The following is an 18,314-nucleotide window of genomic DNA, read 5'->3' on the forward strand; positions in this document are numbered from 1 at the left end:
CAGCGAAAGAGAATGTTGTAGTCGAGCTGCTCGCAAAACTGCCGATCCGAGCGAATGGAGTACAGCGCGATCAGCAATTGCCCCTTGAGCAGGCGCTCGGGCGGGATCGACGGCCGTCCGACACTCGAATACAGCGCATTCAGATCCGCCGAAATGGCTGCGAGCGCCCGATCGGCGAGCTTCTTCACCCGCCGCAGCGGATGATCCGCGGGCACGCGCGACTCGGGCGAGAAGTAATGGAACATCGAGGACTGGGGATCGAGTTGGCCGCGCATCGCTGTCAGGACGGGAGTTTCGGGAATGCCTCTATGACAATCAACTCGTCAGTTCGTTCACTGGGTTTTGCATCACCCTGATAGGGAAAGGAAGACTTCGTGATGCCACGTAAATCATTTCGGAGGCGGTGACCGTTTTCGCAACCCTGACCTGCCTGATGATATTTGCAAGGTCGAAGTCGGCTTTCTGATCTTCAAGCTGCCAGTCGTTTCTTCAGGCTGACCGCCTCGTCCTCGGCCTGACCGGCCGTTGGGTCGCCGCGCCCAATCAGGCGGCCATGCGCCGGTTACCTGCCGTTCCGCCTTTTCGTAGCTACGAACGACAGCTTTCCTCTGCGGCGAACGCGACCTTGCGACCCATTGCGGTCATTGACGCTCGAGAAGAGCAGTCGTTCAACGTGGAGCTAACCGGCAGCCAAAAGCGTAGCTTTTGGCTGTCCAGCGACCGAAGAGAGCGGGGTTGAGCGCCATGTTGGGCGCACAGAGGCTACGGACGAATTTGTTTAAGCTGTTGAATGGACTTTTCCACATTCCGTTGCGCCTCGTGGAGCTCATTTGAGATATCGACGATGCGGACAATCCCCACGATAGAAAGCACTATCCCAATTACGCCGAGTAATTTCTTCTTTTGCCAAATGGAGACAAAGCCGCATATCAGTGCAACGGGGACGAAGAAGACTGCAGCAAAATATGGAACTACTATTGAAGCAGCCCCCAACCCAAGAGAAAATACCCCAAAGTAATTGATAATGATTTCAGGTTTAGGAGGGGGCTGCGACGTCTGATGGCGAACGTCGTCAATCGCATCTGAGTCGAAGTTCGGATTTCCAGCCAAGAGACCGAGCGATTTCGGCGTCTCCTTAGGGCCGCTTATTGTGGTGACGCTATCGATCGGATAGCCGCAGTGAATACAACTTGATGCCATATCGGATATCTGTCGTTTGCATTCTGGACAATCGATCAATGCCATTTTTCCCCTCATCCCCATCGCCCAACGTATGCCGCACGTCATTGTGGCCAAGCGGTTCGAGCAAATGTGCGAGGGTTGCGTGCGACTCTGTCTCCGTTGATCATACGCGTGACCCACTCTTGAACCTTTGCTTCGGTCGTGCTGTAGCTGCCAGCCAAGCCTAGGAGCGTATTCTGACACTCAGCAAGACCAACGGGTGTCAAGACGTAGCCATCAGCAGTTGGAGTAAGGCGTCCCTCTCCTTCCCAGTGGCGAAGTGCAGTATCACTTCCGGCCACCAGATGATGCAGAAGCTGAGCGTTCATGAAACGAGTGGACAACTGAGAGTTATTTTGTGCCACGCGAATTGCGGCAATCGTCATGGCGCGTCCGTGTCGAACGACTTGTTAGGCCGCAACTCCCGTCGACTGCTCTGCGCATTGGACTCAGTCATCCGGCAGTCTCCTCATGATCACGTGCGTCTCCCCGTCCTCGCCCATGCGGTGCAACTCCACCGCGAAGTTCATACCGAGGATGGAGTGGGGTGCGAATGCGGCGAGTTGGGAAATGACCTCGCCAGTCTCAACGTGCCGGTACTCTACCGTTCGAACGACAGGCACCTTAGCCTCTTCAATTCTGAGTTCGCCGAAGAACTCGATCCTGTCTACGCGGGCGTTTCCCACATCGGTTTCGATGTAGAAATGATCGTCCCCCGAGTACTGGCCGATAACGCAAACCTTCTTCGGTCGGTCAACTGACACTCCGTCAAATGCGGAAGGTTCAGTCTGCACAGCTCCCATGAACGCTTGGGTCACGGTCGCGTGCTCCTTTGTCAGGGCGGACACCAACAATGCATCATTGCCAGTTGCGCGCTCAATTACACGCTGGGCAGCGACCCTCACTTCCTCCGTCTCGGCCAGCCCAATGAAGATGTTCGCGTGCTTCAGGTCATGAACCTTCTTGATCTGAGACATCTCAGAAATTTGAAGCCATCCCTCAAAGCTGGCCGGATCAAGGTTCTGCACCTCACGAAGCTCGATACCCGCCTTTCTAGCGTAGTCGGCCGCCCCCGCCGCAAACCCCGTCGTGGAGACTGCGGTGACCTTATTGAAACCGAACCGATCACGCCTGCCGACTAGTTGCTCAATCCACGAGCCGGGGGCAGTACCCTGGCCTGGCCGGTCCCTACACTCAATCAACCACGAGATAGACGTCGAACCCACTTTCCCGCGGATCTCAATGTCAAATTCAGCAATCTGCACCCCCTCGTCGTTGAACACACGACTATTCGCTTTCACCTCGAAGCCTGGTGGCACCAAGGTCTTTTCAACGAATGAGACCAGCGCCTCGAGTTGTTTCCCGTCTGAGTGCATCTTGCGGCCTAACGAATAGCGTTTATCCGCCGCAGCGGAAGAGTTGGAGGAAGGCGAGGCGGCATGGCGGCGGATAAACCTCGTTGGACTGAACCGCCGCGACGGCGGATGCTATGGGGATTGTAAGCGGCGATCCTGCGGCGTCAATCCTTTGGCATGAGGCGAGCGATCTTTCGGGCATTCGAATCGGGCAAGGAGGGAGTCGGGAGCAGCAAGCCTCGGTCGGTCATGGTAACGGTGAGGCCGGACGGGAGTGCCGCGCCGAATTCGGGGCGAGTGCCGCCGCGAGCGCACGGCGCTGCGCTCGGAAGTGGAATCGTCGATGGCCGTCGCGATCATGGCGGTCCTCGCGGGTGAAGCGCCCGCGGCTCCGGGGCGATGACGGCCACCACGCGCATCTGTCCGCTGCCGTAACAGGGGCAGCGCAGATGCTCGATCCGCGCCACGCGGTGGAGGAAATCGGCGACCGATTCGAGGGTGGCCTCAGATGGGGCCGCCATGTCGAGCGCGGCCCGCGCGGCGGCCAGGCCGGACCGCTTGCGCGCCGGCGAGAGCAGCCCGTAGTGGCGGATGCGCTTGAAGCCGGCAGGCAGCACATGCAGCAGGAAGCGGCCGATGAACTCGACGCCCGGCAGGCGCAGCGTGCGCTTCCTGCCGCTACCTGCGTCGGCACGCACGCGGAAGGCGATCTGGTCGCCGTCGATACCGACGATGCGCTCGTTCGAGATCGCGACCCGATGCGTGTAGCGTCCCAGATACTCAAGGACCGCTTCGGGCCCGCCGAGCGGTTGTTTGGCGTAGACGACCCAGTCGTGGTCGTAGAGCCGTGGCTTGAGGCGCGTCCAGTCGGCGCCTCCCGGCCAGCGCTCGCTGCGGGCCAACTGATCGGGCCGGCGACGAACTTGCCCCGGAAGACGGGCGAGAGCGCGCGCACCGGAAACAGGAATCCCTTCTTCGGTCGGAGCCATTCGCCGCTTGAACTCAGCGCGCCGCCGGCGACGAGCGCATGAACGTGAACGTGGCGGCGCAGATCCTGTGCCCAGGTATGCAGCACGAGCGAGAATGCCGGCGTGCCCCCGAGATGCCGGGGGCTGGCAGCGAATTCGGTGAGCGTCGTGGCGACGCTGGCAAAGAGCAACTCTTAGACGGCTCTCGGGCGGGCGGCGATCAGTCCGTTGAGGGCGTGCGGCAGCGTAAAGACGAGGTGGAAGTACGGGATCGGCAGCACTTCCCGGCGCCGGGCGGCGAGCCACGCTTCCTTCGCCCGCGTCTGGCATTACGGACAATGACGGTTGCGGCAGGTAATGGGTTGCGCTCCATTACCTGCCTTATGGTGACTGCTCCGTTGTGGGGACCACGGTCGCTGAAGCGTCGCGAAAGCTGGGCCTTGCGCCCGTGGAGCTTCCCATTACATCTTGGTCTTCAGCAATGCGATCAGCCGATCTGGTGGCCGGAATTTGCCCTTGCGAAGGTTGGGCGGCACCATCGTCTCGATAGCCTCCAACTTCTGGCCGGGGTCGGCGCGAACGTAGACCTCGGTCGTGGCCAGGTTGGCATGTCCAAGCCAGAGCGAAACCTTGCGGATGTCCTGCGTGGCCTGCAGAACCATCATTGCGCAGGTGTGCCGCAACACATGTGGAGAGGCCTGCTTGCTGGCCAGGGACGCACATCGCTGACTCGCGGTGAGGACATGGCGTCGAAGAATGTATGCCACGCCCCATCGACTCAAGGGATCGCCGCGGGCGTTGACGAACACCTCCGGCGTTGAGAGGGCACCTCGCACCGCCAACCATGCCCGTAGTGCGGCTGCGGCTGGCTTCCATAAGGGCAATGCTCGCTCTCGACGGCCTTTGCCAAGCACACGAAAGCTGGCCGCCTGGGCGCCAACATCGGCAATGCGCAGGCCCGTCGACTCCGACACTCGCAGGCCAGCACACACCGCCAGATGCAGCATTGCCCGATCCCGGATTCCGTCCCGGGTAGTCGGGTCAGGTGCATCGAGCAAGGCCTGAACCTCGTCTCTATCGAAATGCACGACCAGCCGTGTATCGGTCCGCTTGAACGGTATCGCAAGGACGCGGCGGATCTGTTCGAGCGCCGCCGGTTCGCGATGCTGGAGGAAGCGGAAGAATGCTCGAATGGCCGCCAAACGGACGTTACCTCGGTATCGAGGTCGATGATGCCTTGGAGATCTCAGAGCAGATCGAGATCTGACGGTAGCACGGCCGCTCTCCTGGAGCATTCGGGGCGAGCGGCTGCTTACGGCGCACAGCCGGAGGGGCCTCTCGGCCAGAAGCGGCCAGCCGCAACCCAATCCAGATAGCGGCCATCCGGGCGAAGCGGTATGCTCTCCGCCTACGTGCTGCATGGATCGGATTACCCCGGTATGCCGTCGATTGCTGCTTTTCATGCCGATTTATTTTCCATTGTGCTTAGTTTAAGTTTCTAAACAGCAACTTGCAGAACATGTTATCCGGCACTCCGATCTTACGCGGCAAAGCTGTCGCCAGGCTACAAAGTTGGGAGTCTCAATGAACTCACGCATTATCCGCGTCGCACTGGCAATTGCATTGATTCTCATTGTCGGCGTTGTCACTGCCTATATCCTTCAGTTCGGGGTCGTCCCGGCATCGGAGCAGGGAACCTGGGGACAGTTTGGCGACTACTTTGCCGGCCTGTTGAATCCACTCTTCGCGATGCTCGCATTTCTTGCACTTATCTGGTCAATCTCCATTCAGCGAGAAGAGCTTCGTCGCGCATCCGAGCACTTATCCGAACAGACCAGTCTCGCGAGAAAGCAACTCGATGAGCTGGCTAGTGACAGGCTTGCGCAAGAACTATTGCACGTCATCAAGGAGATTGACGCACGCCTCGACCAAGTCACTCGAACGGTCGTTTCACCAGAAGGTTCGGAACCATCATTGACAGTGTCGCTTCTTGTCGCTGAAGGCGAGCGACTTCGCGCGTCTGGCGGTCACTCCGCTGCATATCACCAGTTCGTCAGGTTATCGCAGGAGAAAGGAACGGTCGTTGAAGCAGTAGTCCGCGAGATGACGCACCTTGTTGCGGAGATGCAGGACGTACTCGCACAGTTCTCGCAAGTACGAGGCAGCTCCTACGCTCCACTGATTGTTTACTACGCGAACAAGGTCTACCGACTGCTCACACCGCTGGAGGATGTTCATGCCATTACGTGTACAGTTCGCGAGTTCTATGCAACCGTCAGCGACAAGCACCACTAAGCGCCGCGCGGAGACGTCCAACCCATAATTCGACCGGACCTCGCGCGAAAATGCGCGCGAGGTCCGGTCGAATTCAAAAGTTGTATCTAAATCAACTACCAACACGGCACAAAAGGAGTCGATCGGTGACGCTGCTCGAAGAAATCAGAGAAAATTGGAAGCTGGACGCCAAGACCGAAGACACCGAACGCTACTTCTTCCACGTTAGAGAGCTTGAGCGAATCATTGCTGGCAAGCGTTCCTATGTCATTGGCCGAAAGGGCACAGGCAAGACAGCTATCTCGCAGTTCATCGGTGGCTTCAATGACCCAAATGTTTTTACCGAAAAACTGTCGTTCAAGAACTTTCCCTTCAATGAACTCTATAGTCTGAAAAACGCAGGATACACTGCGCCAAATCAATACATAACCCTGTGGAAATACATCATTTACAGCTACATTTGCAAGATGATGGCGCGCAACGAGGCCATCTCAAATGAAGCTCAAATTCCTCTTAAGGCACTATACGCGCCAGAGCCGGTAGAAAGCCTCCAGCGTTGGATCAAGAAATGGACCGCTAATGATTTTTCGCTTCATATTCTGGGGACGGGCGGTAAAATTGGGTTCAAAGAAAACGCAGTTGCTGATTCATGGGTGAACCGCGTCGATACGCTCGAAAATATCATTGCAAAATACATCGACGACTCCGCTTACTACGTGGTCTTTGACGAACTTGACGAAGACTATAAAAACATTATCGACAAGAGCCAGTACGAAAACTACACGCACTTATTGACCGGACTTTTTAAGGCTGTTCAAGACATCAAGAGTACGTTCAAGGATAAGCGTTATCGAATTTTTCCTATTATTTTCCTTCGCGACGACATCTATAGCGTCCTTACGGATGCTGACAAGACAAAGTGGGATGACTTTAAGATTGATCTTGAATGGGATAAGAACAAGATCCGGGATTTGTTGGCGTTCCGGATTTCGCGAGCAATGAACGCAAGCGGTGCTCTGTTACCCTTCGATTCAGCTTGGAAACACCTCTTTGACCTACGTCCTGTTGAGACGGGACACCGTCAGTCTAGTCGTATGTCGGCGTTTGACTTCATGGCGCGCAGTACGCACTTACGGCCACGAGATTTCACCAAGTACATACAGGCCTGCGCCGAGGCCACGGAGAATGGTACGGACAGGATTGCCGCCGATACTGTAAAGAAGGTCGACAAAGCATTCTCAAGTTATCTCAAGCGTGAACTGATTGACGAGATTCATGGTGTAATCCCAGATATCTCCTCAGTATTCGACGTAATTTCACAAATTAGAAAGCAGACCTTTTCTGAACGGGAGTTTAGGGAGGTATTCGAACGCAAAAACAAAGAGGGCTCAATCAGGGAGACGGATGCGGCATTTATTTTGCGAATACTCTTTATTTTTAGCGTTATTGGCAATCAGCCGCGCCAGGTCAATCAGACCGTGTTCCGCTATATCATTAGGGATGCAGAACCGAACTTCAAGGAGAATTTTGTTGTCCACCGCGGCCTCTTGAAAGCCCTTCAGATTCTTTAGCACTGTGAGTAGGTATAACTCTGCGCTCCAACCGACCAGTCAAAAGCAGCGCTTTTGACCGTCGGTTGAGCTTCGACGTTGAGCGTCCGCTCTCCTATAAAGCCAAGGGCGGCTACGGGTCGCAAGGTCGCGTTCGCCGCAGAGGAAAGCTGTCGTTCGTAGCCACGAAAAGGCGGAACGGCACGTAACCGACGCATGGCCGCCTGATTGGGCGCGGCGACCCAACGGCCGGTCAGGCCGATGACTTGACTGAGTCCGAAGACAGACATCCGACCGGTCCAGGATCGGTTACCCGTCGTTCGCGTTGGGCGAAAATTTTTCAGCCGCGATGCCTCTTCTTGGCCGACCGCCGCCATCCGCCAACATGCGAATCAGATGATTCGTACAGTGCTGCCGTAACGAGCGAGCTTGCCGTCCGCCGTGAGGAGAATGAGTGGCTCGCTCATCGACTGGGCAACCAGCAAGCGATCGAAGGGGGCACGATGGTCGTCGAAGGTCGGCAAGGCGGGGAGCTTGAGGATGTGGGCGTTCTCGATCGGCAGCCAGGTAAAGCCCATTGATTCGACCTGTTCGGCGAAAGCGGACAAGTCGATGCGGACCTTGCCCAAGCCGGCCTTGATCGTGAGTTCCCACTCAGTCGGAGCCACTGTGCCGCAATGCAGGAAGCAGCACGATGGACCAGCCCCCTACTTCAGCAACCGATCCAGCCGGTTCGCGAACGCCTGCCTGTCGCCGGCATTGAATGCCGCCGGCCCGCCGGTATCGACGCCAGTGCTGCGCAGGGTGTCCATGAAGTTGCGCAGGTCGAGCAGCTCGCGGATGTTTTCCTTGCCGTAGAGTTCGCCCCGCGGCGACAGCGCGTGGGCGTCTTTTTCGACGATTGCGGCGGCGAGGGGGATGTCTGCGGTGATGACCACGTCCCCGGCCTGCACGTGCGCGGCAATGTATTTGTCGGCCTCGTCGAGGCCCCCCGGCACCTGGATCATGCGGATCAGCGGGGAGGCGGGAATGCGCAGGTACTGGTTGGCGACCAGGGTGAGCGGACGCCGGGTGCGCTCGGCGGCGCGGAAGAGGATTTCCTTGATGACGCCGGGGCAGGCGTCGGCATCGACCCAGATGTGCATGGAATGTGTCCTGCCGCTCAGTGCCGGATGCAGATCTTGCCGAAATGCCGGCCGCTGGCGAGATACTGCATGGCTTCGCGCAGTTGCTCGAAAGCGAAGGCCCGGTCGACGACGGGCCGCATGCCGCTGTGCGCGACGGCGCGCGACATCGCGAGGAAATCCTCGCGGCTGCCGACGGTAATGCCCTGCAGGCGGACGTGGCGCGTGACGACCAGCCCCAGCGGAGCGTCCATGACGGAACCGCCCAGCACGCCGATCATGCTGATCGCACCGCCCGGCCGCACTGCGCGCAGCGACTGCGTCAGCGTGCCCTGCCCGCCGACTTCGATCACGTGGTCGACGCCGCCGCTGCCCGCGGCGTCGCGCGCGACGCGGCCCCATTCGGGGGTCGAGCGATAGTTGATGGTGACGTCCGCACCGAGTTCGCGGGCGCGTTCGAGCTTCTCGTCGCTGGACGAGGTGCAGATGACCCGGGCGCCGAGCAGCTTGGCGAACTGCAGGGCGAACAGCGATACGCCCCCGGTGCCCTGCACGAGGACGGTGTCGCCGGCCGTGACCCGCCCTTCGGTGACGAGCGCGCGCCAAGCGGTGACGGCGGCGGTGGGCAGGGTGGCGGCCTCGGTGTCGTCGAGGTGGGCCGGCACGGGTACGACCGTCGAGGCCGGGACGACCATGTATTCCGTCATGGTGCCGTCGCTTTCGCAGCCGAGGCTGTAGGCGAGGTGTTCGGCGCTCGGCTCGCCGCCGGGCCACGTGGAGAAGAACAGGGGGCAGACGCGATCGCCGATGCGGTAGGCGTCGACGCCGCTGCCGACCTGGTCGATGTGCCCGACGCCGTCGCTGAGCATGATCAGGGGCAGCGCCTGCATGCGCGACCCATAGCCGCGGCGGGGCACCAGCAGGTCGCGGTAGTTGAGCGCCGAGGCGAGCATCTTCAGCCGGACTTCACCCGGGCCGGCGGTCGGTTCAGGGCGCTCGCCGATCCGCAGGTTTTCGTCCGTCCATGCCGTGTCGACCTGAAACACTCTCATCGGAATCCCCTCGCAGCACGCTGTTGTGGCAGTCAGGCAATATTAATTGATCGAGATGCAGCACGCGGGCTCCGGAAGCGATGGAGACGCTCGCGACGGCTTTGCCCGTTTACCCCGTTTTTATCTGCGCCCCGTCAGAATTGACGCAACGACGAATTCCGGCCCCGACCCGCTGCACCAGCCGTTCCATGCCGCGGACGAGGATTGACGAGCCGAACATGCGAAACGACACCACCAGGCATCCCCCCATGATCTCCAGCCATGTGCTCGCACTGGCCGCCTGCGGACTCGCGGTCGCGGTCTGCCTGCCGCTGCGCGACGTACTGGATCTCACCAACATCGCGATGCTCCTGCTGCTCACGGTGGTGTTCATCGCCGCACGCCTCGGGCGATCCGAAGCGGTCCTGGCGAGCTTCGTCAGCGTCGCGCTGTTCGACTTCTTCTTCGTTCCGCCGCATCTCTCGTTCATGGTCAGCGACGTGCAGTACGTCGTCACCTTTGCGGTGATGCTGGCCGTGTCGCTGTTCATCAGCCATCTGACGACCAGCCTGCAGGCAAGCGCACGCGAGGCGAGCGACCGCGAGGCCCACTCCGTGGCGCTTTACGCCCTCGCGCGTAGTCTGGCCGGCGCGATATCGCCCGAACAGGCCGTGCAGCGCGTGGCCACATTCGTGCGCGAGCAGGCCGACGGGGAGCCCGTCTTCTTCCTCCCCGATGCCGACGAGCGATTGCACGAGTTTCCCCCCGGCACGTCCGCGCTCGGGCTCGACGAGTCGCTGGTGCTCGATGCAGTGTATCGGAGCCAGGCGAGCGACCCGTCCTGCAGTACCAGCGGCCGGAACGGGCCGACCCTGCTCTTTCCGCTGAACGGCGCGACCCGCCGCCACGGTGTATTGCTGGTGCGGGACTGCGGTCGCGACGGGCTCGACCTGCTGCGGCCGATGTTCGAAGCCGTGGCCTCCGTGACGGCGATCGCCCTGGAACGGCTACACCTCGTCGAACTTGCTCAGGCAAGCCGCATGGAAACGGAGGCGGAGCGGCTTCGCAGTTCGATCCTTTCGTCGATCTCGCACGACATCCGCACGCCCCTGACGGTGCTGTTCGGCTTGGCCGATACGCTGGCGCTGGCCGACACGCCCTTGAGCGGAGAGCAGCGCGACGCCGCGCGCGCGATCCGGGACCAGGCCGGACGGCTGCACGAGATGGTCGAGAAACTGCTCGACATGGCCCGCCTGCAGGCGGGGCGGGTACGCCTGCGGAAGGAGTGGCAGGCGATCGACGAAGTGATCGGCGCGAGCATCCAGCTGCTGGGCGAGGCCTTGCACGAGCACCCGGTGAAGGTATCGCTGCAGCCTGACCTGCCCCTCGTTGCGATGGACGCGGTGCTGATGGAGCGCGTGTTCTGCAACCTGCTGGAGAATGCCGCGAAGTATTCGCCGGCCGGCGCGCCCGTGACCATCGACGTGGCGACAGACGACGCGGGAGGCCTCGTGATCGAGGTGTGTGACCGCGGCGAAGGGTTTCCGGCTGGCAGCTTGGCGCGCATCTTCGACCTGTTCGAGCGCGGGGCACCGCAGTTGCCGACCCCTGGAGTCGGCCTGGGGCTGGCGATCTGCCGGGCCGTCATCGATGCCCATGGCGGGCAGATCAGTGCCTCGAACCGGCCCGGGGGCGGTGCCTGCGTCCGCATCGTGCTGCCCTGTGGCGGCGAACCGCCGGACATCGAACCCGAACCTGCGGACCCGACGGGAGCCGGATCATGAACGCGCACCAGGCCCGCATCCTTCTGATCGAGGATGAACTGCAGATCCGCCACTTCGTCCGCCAGACGCTGGAGAAAGCGGCGTATCAGGTGATCGAGGCGTCGACCGTGCAGCAGGCGGTGGGCGAGGCGGCATCGGGGAAGCCCGACCTCGCCATCCTCGACCTGGGCCTGCCCGACGGCGACGGCGTCGACTTCGTGCGTGCGGTACGCGACTGGTCGCGGATGCCGGTGCTGATCCTTTCGGCGCGTTCCGACGAGAGCGAAAAGATCACGGCGCTCGATGCGGGTGCGGACGACTATCTTACGAAGCCCTTCTCGGTGGGCGAACTGCTCGCGCGCGTCCGTGCCCTGCTGCGCCGCGCCGAGGGCGGCACGGACGCGGCGGCGGAGGTGCACTTCGGCGATGTGAAAGTCGATCTGGCGCACCGCACCGTGTTGCGCGGGGGGGCGCCGGTGCATCTGACGGCACGCGAATATCGCCTGCTGGTCGCGCTGCTCGCCAACGCCGGCAAGGTCATGACGCATCGCCAGCTACTGCGCGAGGTGTGGGGGCCGGCCTACGTCGACAGCACCCATTACCTGCGCATCTACGTGGGCCACCTGCGGCAGAAGCTGGAGGCGGACCCCACTCAGCCGGTGCATCTGCGCACCGAAATCGGTGTCGGTTACCGCTTCCAGGTCTGACCGGCCTTTCCTTCGCCCTCCACGGGAATTCATCATGTCCGCAAACCAGGATCATTCGCGCAGCAGCCTGGGCGCCCTCGCTCTGGCGGCGCTCGGCATCGTGTACGGCGACATCGGCACCAGCCCGCTGTATGCGTTCAAGGAGGCGTTCCACGGCTCGCACGCACTGGCGGTAAACGAGACAACCGTGCTCGCGACGCTGTCGGCGTTCTTCTGGGCAATGATGTTGATCATCTCGCTCAAGTACGTGTGGATCGTCCTGAAGCACGACAACGACGGCGAAGGCGGCGTACTCGCGCTGACCGCCCTCGCCCATCGCCGCGCGTCCGGCACGCGGCGGCTCGCGGCGCTGGTCATCGGCGCCGGGATCTTCGCCGCGGCACTGTTCTATGGCGACGCGATCATCACGCCGGCGATTTCCGTCCTGTCGGCCGTGGAAGGCCTCGCGGTGGCGGCGCCGGACTTCGAGCGGCTGGTCGTGCCGATCACGATCGGCATCCTGGTCAGCCTGTTCCTGATCCAGAAGCACGGCACGAGCCGCGTGGGCACCCTGTTCGGCCCCGTGACCCTGGTCTGGTTCGCAACGCTCGCGGTGCTGGGCCTGCACTCGATCGTCCAGACACCGCAGGTGCTGGCCGCGATCAATCCGGTCCACGCCTTGCGCTTCGCGCTGGAACACCCGCACGCTGCGTTCCTGCTGTTGTCGGCGGTATTCCTCGCACTGACCGGCGGCGAGGCCCTGTATGCCGACATGGGCCACTTCGGCGCAAAGGCGGTTCGCGTCGCCTGGTACGGCCTGGTCTGCCCCGCCCTGCTGATCAACTACTTCGGTCAGGGCGCGCTGGTCCTGCGCGACCCGACTGCGGTCGAGAATCCGTTCTACCTGCTGGCACCGGACTGGTTCGTCTTCCCGCTCGTCGGCCTTGCGACCGCGGCAACGGTGATCGCCTCGCAGGCGACGATCTCGGGCGCGTATTCGATGACGCTGCAGGCCTCGCGGCTCGGTTACCTGCCGCGCGTGCGCATCCTGCACACGTCGGACAGCGAGCGCGGCCAGATTTACGTTCCTAGCGTCAATTGGCTGATGCTGGTGGCGGTGGTATTGCTGGTGCTGGAGTTCCGCTCGTCCAACGCGCTCGCCGCGGCGTACGGCATCGCGGTGTCGGGCACGATGATCATCACCACGGTGCTCACCATCTTCGTCACCATCGCCGTTCCCGGCCGCTTCCGGCTGCCGATCATTGCCGGCCTGGGGCTCTTCGCCTTGCTGGAATTTGCCTTCCTCGGCTCGAATCTCACGAAGATTGCGGCCGGAGGGTGGTTTCCGATGGTGCTCGGCGCGCTCATCTTCATCGCCCTTACCAGTTGGAAGGATGGGAGTGCGCTGGTTGCCGAACAGCGGCGGAAGATCGACGTACCGATGGACGGCTTCGTGCTCGGCCCTCATCCGGACGTGCCCCGGGTTGCCGGCACCGCCGTTTACCTCACTTCGGACACCAGCGTCGTCCCGAGCGCGCTGTTCCACAATCTGAAACATTACAAAGTCATGCACGAACAGACCGTATTCCTGCATGTCATCAACGAGGAAGTGCCCTACGTTGCCGAAAACGAACGCCTGCGGCTGCACCGGCTCGGGCCCGATATCTACCAGGTGGACGTTCATTTCGGGTTCCGCGAAGAGCCGGACCTGCCCAAAGCGCTCAGCGGGGCGGACAGGCTGGGCCTGATCCTCGAGCCGATGCTGACGACCTATTTCGTCGCGCGCTCCGTGATCGTCGACGGGCCGGGCGCGCTGCCGCACTGGCGCTGCGCACTGTTTTCGTGGATGACGCGGCAGGCCGAGGGGGCTGCGACCTATTTCCGCCTCCCGCCCAACCAGGTCGTCGAACTGGGGACGCAGGTGCTGCTGTAACGACACGCCCGGTCGTGGCCGGGGTGGACGCATTCGGAGTCGGCGCGGGAAACGGCACGTTGACCGGAAGCGCGCCGTCGGTCACGGTAAACGGACTGCACGGCAAGGCCGGCGCCCGTTTCACCGCGCCGCTCCACCTCGCCGCACCTCGAATCCACGGAAGTGCCGCAATGATGAAGCTCTACACCTATTTCCGCAGTTCGGCCGCCTACCGCGTACGCATTGCGCTGAACCTCAAGCAACTCGACTACGAGGCGGTTCCCGTCCATCTCGTGCGCAACGGCGGCGAACAGCGGCAGACGGACTACCTTGCTCTGAATCCGGCCGGACTGGTGCCGACGCTGATCGACGACGGGAACGTTCTGCAGCAATCGCTCGCGATCATCGAATACCTCGACGAGGTGCATCCGCAGCCCGCGCTGCTGCCCGGCAGCCCCGCCGAGCGCGCGCGCATCCGCGCGATTGCGCAGGCGATCGCGTGCGACATCCACCCGGTGAACAACCTGCGCGTGCTGCGCTACCTGGTGCACGAACTGGGCGTGAACGACGCGCAGAAGAACGCGTGGTACCGCCACTGGATCGCGATCGGCCTGTCGGCGGTGGAATCCATGCTCGCCGCGGACCCGCGCACCGGCCTCTTCTGCCACGGCGATACGCCCACGCTGGCCGACTGCTGCCTCGTGCCGCAGGTGTTCAACGCGCAGCGCTTCGACTGCGACCTGTCGGCCATGCCGACCGTGATGGGCATCGTCGAGCGCTGCGCGGCACTCGATGCCTTTCAGCGCGCGGCGCCCGGGCAGCAGCCCGACGCGGAGTAGCCGGATCGCGCCGGACCGCGCGACAGCGCGCCGCGGCCGGACAAAAAAAGTCCGGGCACCATGACCCGGACCTGCAAGACCCCTCTGGAGAGAAGGGGGAGAACTCCTTGTGCGGGCCGCCTACTGCAGCTCGACCAGCAGATCCTTGGCCGCGACCTTGTCGCCGGGCTTCACGAACACCGCCTTCACAACGCCGTCGCGCTCGGCGGTGAGCGCGGTTTCCATCTTCATCGCCTCAATCGACACCAGCGGCGTGCCCTTGGCGATCTTCTGCCCGGCGTGCACGGCAACGGTGACGACGGCGCCGGGCATGGGGGCGCCGACGTGGTTGGGGTTGGCGTCGTCGATCTTCGGATGGCGGCGCCCCGTCGGCGCGGCCCCCGCCTTGGGGATGCGTTGCAGGCGCGGCTGGCCGTTGAGTTCGAAGAAGACCTTGACGCGGCCCTCCTCGTCGGGCGTATCGCTGCTGCCGGTCTGGCGCACGATGAGACTCTTGCCCTTCTCGATGTCGACGCTGATCTCCTCGCGGTCCTTCAGGCCGTAGAAGAACACCGGCGTGGGCAGCAGCGAGACGTCGCCGAAGCGCGCGTGGTGGGCGGCATAGTCCTTGAAGACCTTGGGGTACATCAGCCACGACGCGAGATCGGTGTCGGAGACCTGGCGGCCGATGGCGGCCTCGGCTTCGGCACGCGCCGCATCGAGGTCGACCGCGGGCAGGAAGTCGCCGGCACGGCCTTTGATCGGTTCCGCGCCTTTCAGCACCTTGCGTTCGAGCGCCTTGGGGAAGCCGTCCGGCGGGAAGCCGAGTTCGCCGCGGAAGAGCGAGATCACGGATTCGGGGAAGGCGATCTCCTTCGCGGGGTCCATCACCTCCTCGGGCGTGAGGTCGTTGGCGACCATGAAGAGCGCCATGTCGCCGACGACTTTCGAGGTGGGGGTGACCTTGACGATGTCGCCGAAGAGCTGGTTCACGTCGGCGTAGGCTTGCGAGACTTCCGGCCAGCGGTGCTCGAGCCCCATCGCGCGGGCCTGTTCGCGCAGGTTGGTGTATTGCCCGCCGGGCATCTCGTGCTTGTACACGTCCGAGGTGCCGCAGCGGATGTCGGCCTCGAAGGGCGCGTAGGCGCGGCGCACGCCTTCCCAGTAGTGCGATAGCGACTGCATCGCGTCGAGATCGAGGCCGGTGTCGCGTTCGGAGCCGGCGAGCGCCGCGGCGATGGAGCCGAGATTGGGCTGCGAGGTGAGCCCGCTCATCGCGTCGAGAGCGCCGTCGACGGCGTCGACGCCCGCTTCGACCGCGGCGAGCACGCTCGCGGCGGCGATGCCCGAGGTGTCGTGGGTGTGGAAGTGGATCGGCAGGCCGACTTCTTCCTTGAGGGCCTTGACGAGTGCGGCGGCGGCGCGCGGCTTGCACACGCCGGCCATGTCCTTGATGCCGAGGATGTGGGCACCGGCCTTCTCGAGCTGCTTGGCGAGATCGACGTAGTACTGGAGCTTGTACTTCGGGCGGCTCGCGTCGAAGAGGTCGCCGGTGTAGCAGAGCGTGCCTTCGCACAGCGCGCCGGCCTCATTCACGGCGTCCATCGCGACGCGCATGTTGTCGATCCAGTTGAGCGAATCGAACACGCGGAAGACGTCGATGCCCTCCTTCGCCGCCTGCTCGACGAAGTAGCGCACGACGTTGTCGGAGTAGTTGGTGTAGCCGACGGCATTCGACGCTCTGAGCAGCATCTGGAACAGCACGTTGGGCACGGCCGTGCGCAGGCGCGCGAGGCGCTCCCACGGGTCTTCCTTGAGGAAGCGCAGCGCGACGTCGAAGGTCGCCCCGCCCCAGCATTCGAGCGAGAAGAGCTGCGGCACGAGGCGGGCGTAGTGCGGCGCGATCTCGAGCATGTCGCGCGTGCGCATGCGCGTGGCGAAGAGCGACTGGTGGGCGTCGCGCATCGTGGTGTCGGTGAGGAGCACGCGCTGCTCGGCCTTCATCCACTGCGCGAAGCCGGCGGGGCCGAGGTCCTGCAGCAGTTCGCGCGTGCCCGCAGGCGGGGGCACGGCAAGATCCACGTGGGGCTTCACGGGTTTGGCGAGCGGGCCCTTGGGCGCTTCGCGGCCGGCCATCTCGGGGTTGCCGTTGACGCTCACTTCGCCGAGGAACTTCAACAGTTTCGTCGCGCGGTCCTGGCGCTTCTGGAAGCGGAAGAGTTCGGGCGTGGTGTCGATGAAGCGCGTCGTGCATTCGCCGGACCTGAACAGCGGGTGCGCGATGACGTTCTCGAGGAACTGCAGGTTCGACGACACGCCGCGGATGCGGAATTCGCGCAGGCCCCGGTCCATGCGCGCGATGGCCTCGTCCGGGCTGTGGCCCCAGGCGGTGACCTTCACCAGCAGGGAGTCGTAGAAGGGGGTGATCACGGCGCCCGAGTAGGCGGTGCCGCCGTCCAGACGCAGACCGAAGCCGGCGGCGCTGCGGTAGGCGGTGATGCGGCCGTAGTCGGGGGTGAAGGCGTTCTCCGGGTCCTCGGTGGTGACGCGGCACTGCAGCGCGTGGCCGTTGAGGCGGATGTCGGCCTGCGCGGGCAGGTAGGCATCCGCGGCGCCGATCCTCGCGCCTTCGGTGACCCGGATCTGCGCCTTGACGATGTCGACACCGGTGACTTGCTCGGTGACGGTGTGCTCGACCTGGATGCGCGGGTTCACTTCGATGAAGTAGAACGCGCCGGTGTCGGCGTCCATGAGGAACTCGACCGTGCCGGCGTGGGTGTAGTTGGCGGCGCGGCACAGTTTCAGCGCCGCGTCGCACAGCTCCGTGCGGCGGGTTTCATCCAGGTAGGGCGCGGGGGCGCGCTCGACGACCTTCTGGTTGCGCCGCTGCACCGAGCAGTCGCGCTCGAACAGATGCACGAGGTTGCCGTGGGTGTCGCCCAGCACCTGCACCTCGACGTGACGCGCGCGGCGCACCAGTTTTTCCAGGTAGACCTCGTCGTTGCCGAAGGCGGCCAGTGCCTCGCGGCGGGCGACGTCGAGGAGGCCGGGCAGCTCGTCCTCGTTCTCGATCGCGCGCATGCCGCGCCCGCCCCCGCCCCAGCTCGCCTTGAGCATCAGCGGGTAGCCGACTTCGCGCGCGAGGCGCTTGATTTCGTCGAGGTCCTGCGGCAGCGCGCCGGTGGCGGGGACGACCGGCACGCCGGCGGCGACCGCGAGCTTGCGCGCGGCGACCTTGTTGCCCAGATCGCGCATCACCTGCGGCTGCGGGCCGATGAAGGCGATGCCGGCGGCGGCGCAGGCTTCGGCGAACTCGGGGTTCTCGGAGAGGAAGCCGTAGCCGGGGTGGATCGCGTCCACCTCGGCATCCTTCGCCACGCGGAGGATGTCGGCGATGTCGAGGTAGGCCGCGATCGGCTTCTGGCCGGTACCGACGAGGTAGGACTCGTCGGCCTTGAAGCGGTGCAGCGCGAAGCGGTCCTCGTTGGCGTAGATCGCCACCGTGCGGATGCCCAGTTCGCTCGCGGCGCGGAACACGCGGATGGCGATTTCGCCACGGTTGGCGACGAGGATGCTCTTGATCGGTTTCATGTGCCTGCCCTGTCCTTCTGG

The 18,314-nt window shown here is 63.0% G+C and carries 15 protein-coding genes and 1 pseudogene; 7 read left to right on the forward strand and 9 right to left on the reverse strand.

Annotated features, from left to right (window positions below; all coding sequences use genetic code 11):
- From BW991_RS15125 to BW991_RS15150, 5 genes and pseudogenes are all read right to left on the reverse strand, one after another.
- A partial coding sequence (locus tag BW991_RS15125; RefSeq protein WP_139335947.1) for a transposase occupies positions 1-275 on the reverse strand: 275 nt, incomplete at its 3' end.
- 487 nt (positions 276-762) lie between these two features.
- Entirely contained in the window at positions 763-1,245 is a 483-nt protein-coding gene (locus BW991_RS24025; protein WP_212566909.1) for a hypothetical protein, read from the reverse strand.
- A gap of 425 nt (positions 1,246-1,670) precedes the next feature.
- Positions 1,671-2,597 carry a restriction endonuclease gene (locus BW991_RS15135; RefSeq protein ID WP_076602958.1) on the reverse strand — a complete coding sequence of 309 codons (927 nt, stop codon included), beginning with the start codon at positions 2,595-2,597 and terminating at the stop codon, positions 1,671-1,673.
- A gap of 335 nt (positions 2,598-2,932) precedes the next feature.
- A pseudogene (locus tag BW991_RS24215) lies at positions 2,933-3,900 on the reverse strand (IS91 family transposase); the annotation flags it as partial.
- Between the two features lie 105 nt (positions 3,901-4,005).
- Positions 4,006-4,746, reverse strand: a complete 741-nt coding sequence (locus BW991_RS15150) for a tyrosine-type recombinase/integrase (protein ID WP_212566910.1) — start codon at positions 4,744-4,746, stop codon at positions 4,006-4,008.
- 382 nt (positions 4,747-5,128) lie between these two features.
- Here BW991_RS15150 and BW991_RS15155 point away from each other — a divergent pair, with 382 nt between their 5' ends.
- Positions 5,129-5,839 (forward strand): hypothetical protein, encoded by a 711-nt coding sequence (locus tag BW991_RS15155; RefSeq protein ID WP_076602959.1) that lies wholly within the window; start codon positions 5,129-5,131, stop codon positions 5,837-5,839.
- 125 nt (positions 5,840-5,964) lie between these two features.
- Positions 5,965-7,389, forward strand: coding sequence for a P-loop ATPase, Sll1717 family (locus BW991_RS15160; protein WP_076602960.1), 1,425 nt, complete (start codon positions 5,965-5,967; stop codon positions 7,387-7,389).
- A gap of 371 nt (positions 7,390-7,760) precedes the next feature.
- Here the strand turns inward: BW991_RS15160 and BW991_RS15165 are convergent, their stop codons facing one another.
- Genes BW991_RS15165 through BW991_RS15175 form a run of 3 tightly spaced genes read right to left on the reverse strand, consistent with a single transcriptional unit; the run spans position 7,761 to position 9,544 of the window.
- Positions 7,761-8,036: a type II toxin-antitoxin system VapC family toxin gene (locus tag BW991_RS15165; protein ID WP_212566915.1), complete on the reverse strand. Its 276-nt coding sequence runs from the start codon at positions 8,034-8,036 to the stop codon at positions 7,761-7,763.
- 39 nt (positions 8,037-8,075) lie between these two features.
- Positions 8,076-8,513 (reverse strand): YaiI/YqxD family protein, encoded by a 438-nt coding sequence (locus BW991_RS15170; protein WP_076602961.1) that lies wholly within the window; start codon positions 8,511-8,513, stop codon positions 8,076-8,078.
- Positions 8,514-8,530: 17 nt separating this feature from the next.
- The gene (locus BW991_RS15175; protein WP_076602962.1) at positions 8,531-9,544 is read right to left on the reverse strand and encodes a zinc-dependent alcohol dehydrogenase family protein; all 1,014 of its coding nucleotides are present in this window, start codon (positions 9,542-9,544) and stop codon (positions 8,531-8,533) included.
- 46 nt (positions 9,545-9,590) lie between these two features.
- Here BW991_RS15175 and BW991_RS23895 point away from each other — a divergent pair, with 46 nt between their 5' ends.
- The 5 genes from BW991_RS23895 (at position 9,591) to maiA (ending at position 14,723) form a co-directional block, all read left to right on the forward strand.
- The gene (locus BW991_RS23895; RefSeq protein WP_170879115.1) at positions 9,591-9,752 is read left to right on the forward strand and encodes a hypothetical protein; all 162 of its coding nucleotides are present in this window, start codon (positions 9,591-9,593) and stop codon (positions 9,750-9,752) included.
- Positions 9,753-9,792: 40 nt separating this feature from the next.
- On the forward strand, positions 9,793-11,307 hold the full coding sequence (locus BW991_RS15180; protein WP_244551713.1) for a DUF4118 domain-containing protein: 1,515 nt from the start codon (positions 9,793-9,795) through the stop codon (positions 11,305-11,307).
- A complete protein-coding gene (locus BW991_RS15185; RefSeq protein WP_076602964.1) occupies positions 11,304-11,993 on the forward strand; it encodes a response regulator in 690 nt (229 codons plus the stop codon). The genes BW991_RS15180 and BW991_RS15185 overlap by 4 nt, the downstream gene beginning before the upstream one ends.
- A gap of 34 nt (positions 11,994-12,027) precedes the next feature.
- The gene (locus tag BW991_RS15190; RefSeq protein ID WP_076602965.1) at positions 12,028-13,905 is read left to right on the forward strand and encodes a potassium transporter Kup; all 1,878 of its coding nucleotides are present in this window, start codon (positions 12,028-12,030) and stop codon (positions 13,903-13,905) included.
- Positions 13,906-14,078: 173 nt separating this feature from the next.
- Positions 14,079-14,723, forward strand: coding sequence for a maleylacetoacetate isomerase (gene maiA, locus BW991_RS15195; protein WP_076603128.1), 645 nt, complete (start codon positions 14,079-14,081; stop codon positions 14,721-14,723).
- A 120-nt stretch (positions 14,724-14,843) separates the two neighbouring features.
- On the opposite strand, the gene BW991_RS15200 is transcribed toward maiA, so the two are convergent.
- Positions 14,844-18,293: a pyruvate carboxylase gene (locus tag BW991_RS15200; protein ID WP_076602966.1), complete on the reverse strand. Its 3,450-nt coding sequence runs from the start codon at positions 18,291-18,293 to the stop codon at positions 14,844-14,846.
- Between the last annotated feature and the right edge of the window lie 21 nt (positions 18,294-18,314).

The sequence above is a fragment of the Aromatoleum tolulyticum genome, assembly GCF_900156155.1.
GTDB classification, from domain to species: Bacteria; Pseudomonadota; Gammaproteobacteria; order Burkholderiales; family Rhodocyclaceae; genus Aromatoleum; species Aromatoleum tolulyticum.

Bases quoted from the DNA above. Each gene is read 5' to 3' on its own strand.
- BW991_RS15135 (WP_076602958.1), bottom strand. From the start codon at position 2,597: ATGCACTCAGACGGGAAACAACTCGAGGCGCTGGTCTCATTCGTTGAA.
- BW991_RS15175 (WP_076602962.1), bottom strand. From the start codon at position 9,544: ATGAGAGTGTTTCAGGTCGACACGGCATGGACGGACGAAAACCTGCGG.
- BW991_RS15185 (WP_076602964.1), top strand. From the start codon at position 11,304: ATGAACGCGCACCAGGCCCGCATCCTTCTGATCGAGGATGAACTGCAG.
- BW991_RS15155 (WP_076602959.1), top strand. From the start codon at position 5,129: ATGAACTCACGCATTATCCGCGTCGCACTGGCAATTGCATTGATTCTC.
- BW991_RS15180 (WP_244551713.1), top strand. From the start codon at position 9,793: ATGATCTCCAGCCATGTGCTCGCACTGGCCGCCTGCGGACTCGCGGTC.
- BW991_RS15200 (WP_076602966.1), bottom strand. From the start codon at position 18,293: ATGAAACCGATCAAGAGCATCCTCGTCGCCAACCGTGGCGAAATCGCC.
- BW991_RS15190 (WP_076602965.1), top strand. From the start codon at position 12,028: ATGTCCGCAAACCAGGATCATTCGCGCAGCAGCCTGGGCGCCCTCGCT.
- BW991_RS15170 (WP_076602961.1), bottom strand. From the start codon at position 8,513: ATGCACATCTGGGTCGATGCCGACGCCTGCCCCGGCGTCATCAAGGAA.
- maiA (WP_076603128.1), top strand. From the start codon at position 14,079: ATGAAGCTCTACACCTATTTCCGCAGTTCGGCCGCCTACCGCGTACGC.
- BW991_RS24025 (WP_212566909.1), bottom strand. From the start codon at position 1,245: ATGGCATTGATCGATTGTCCAGAATGCAAACGACAGATATCCGATATG.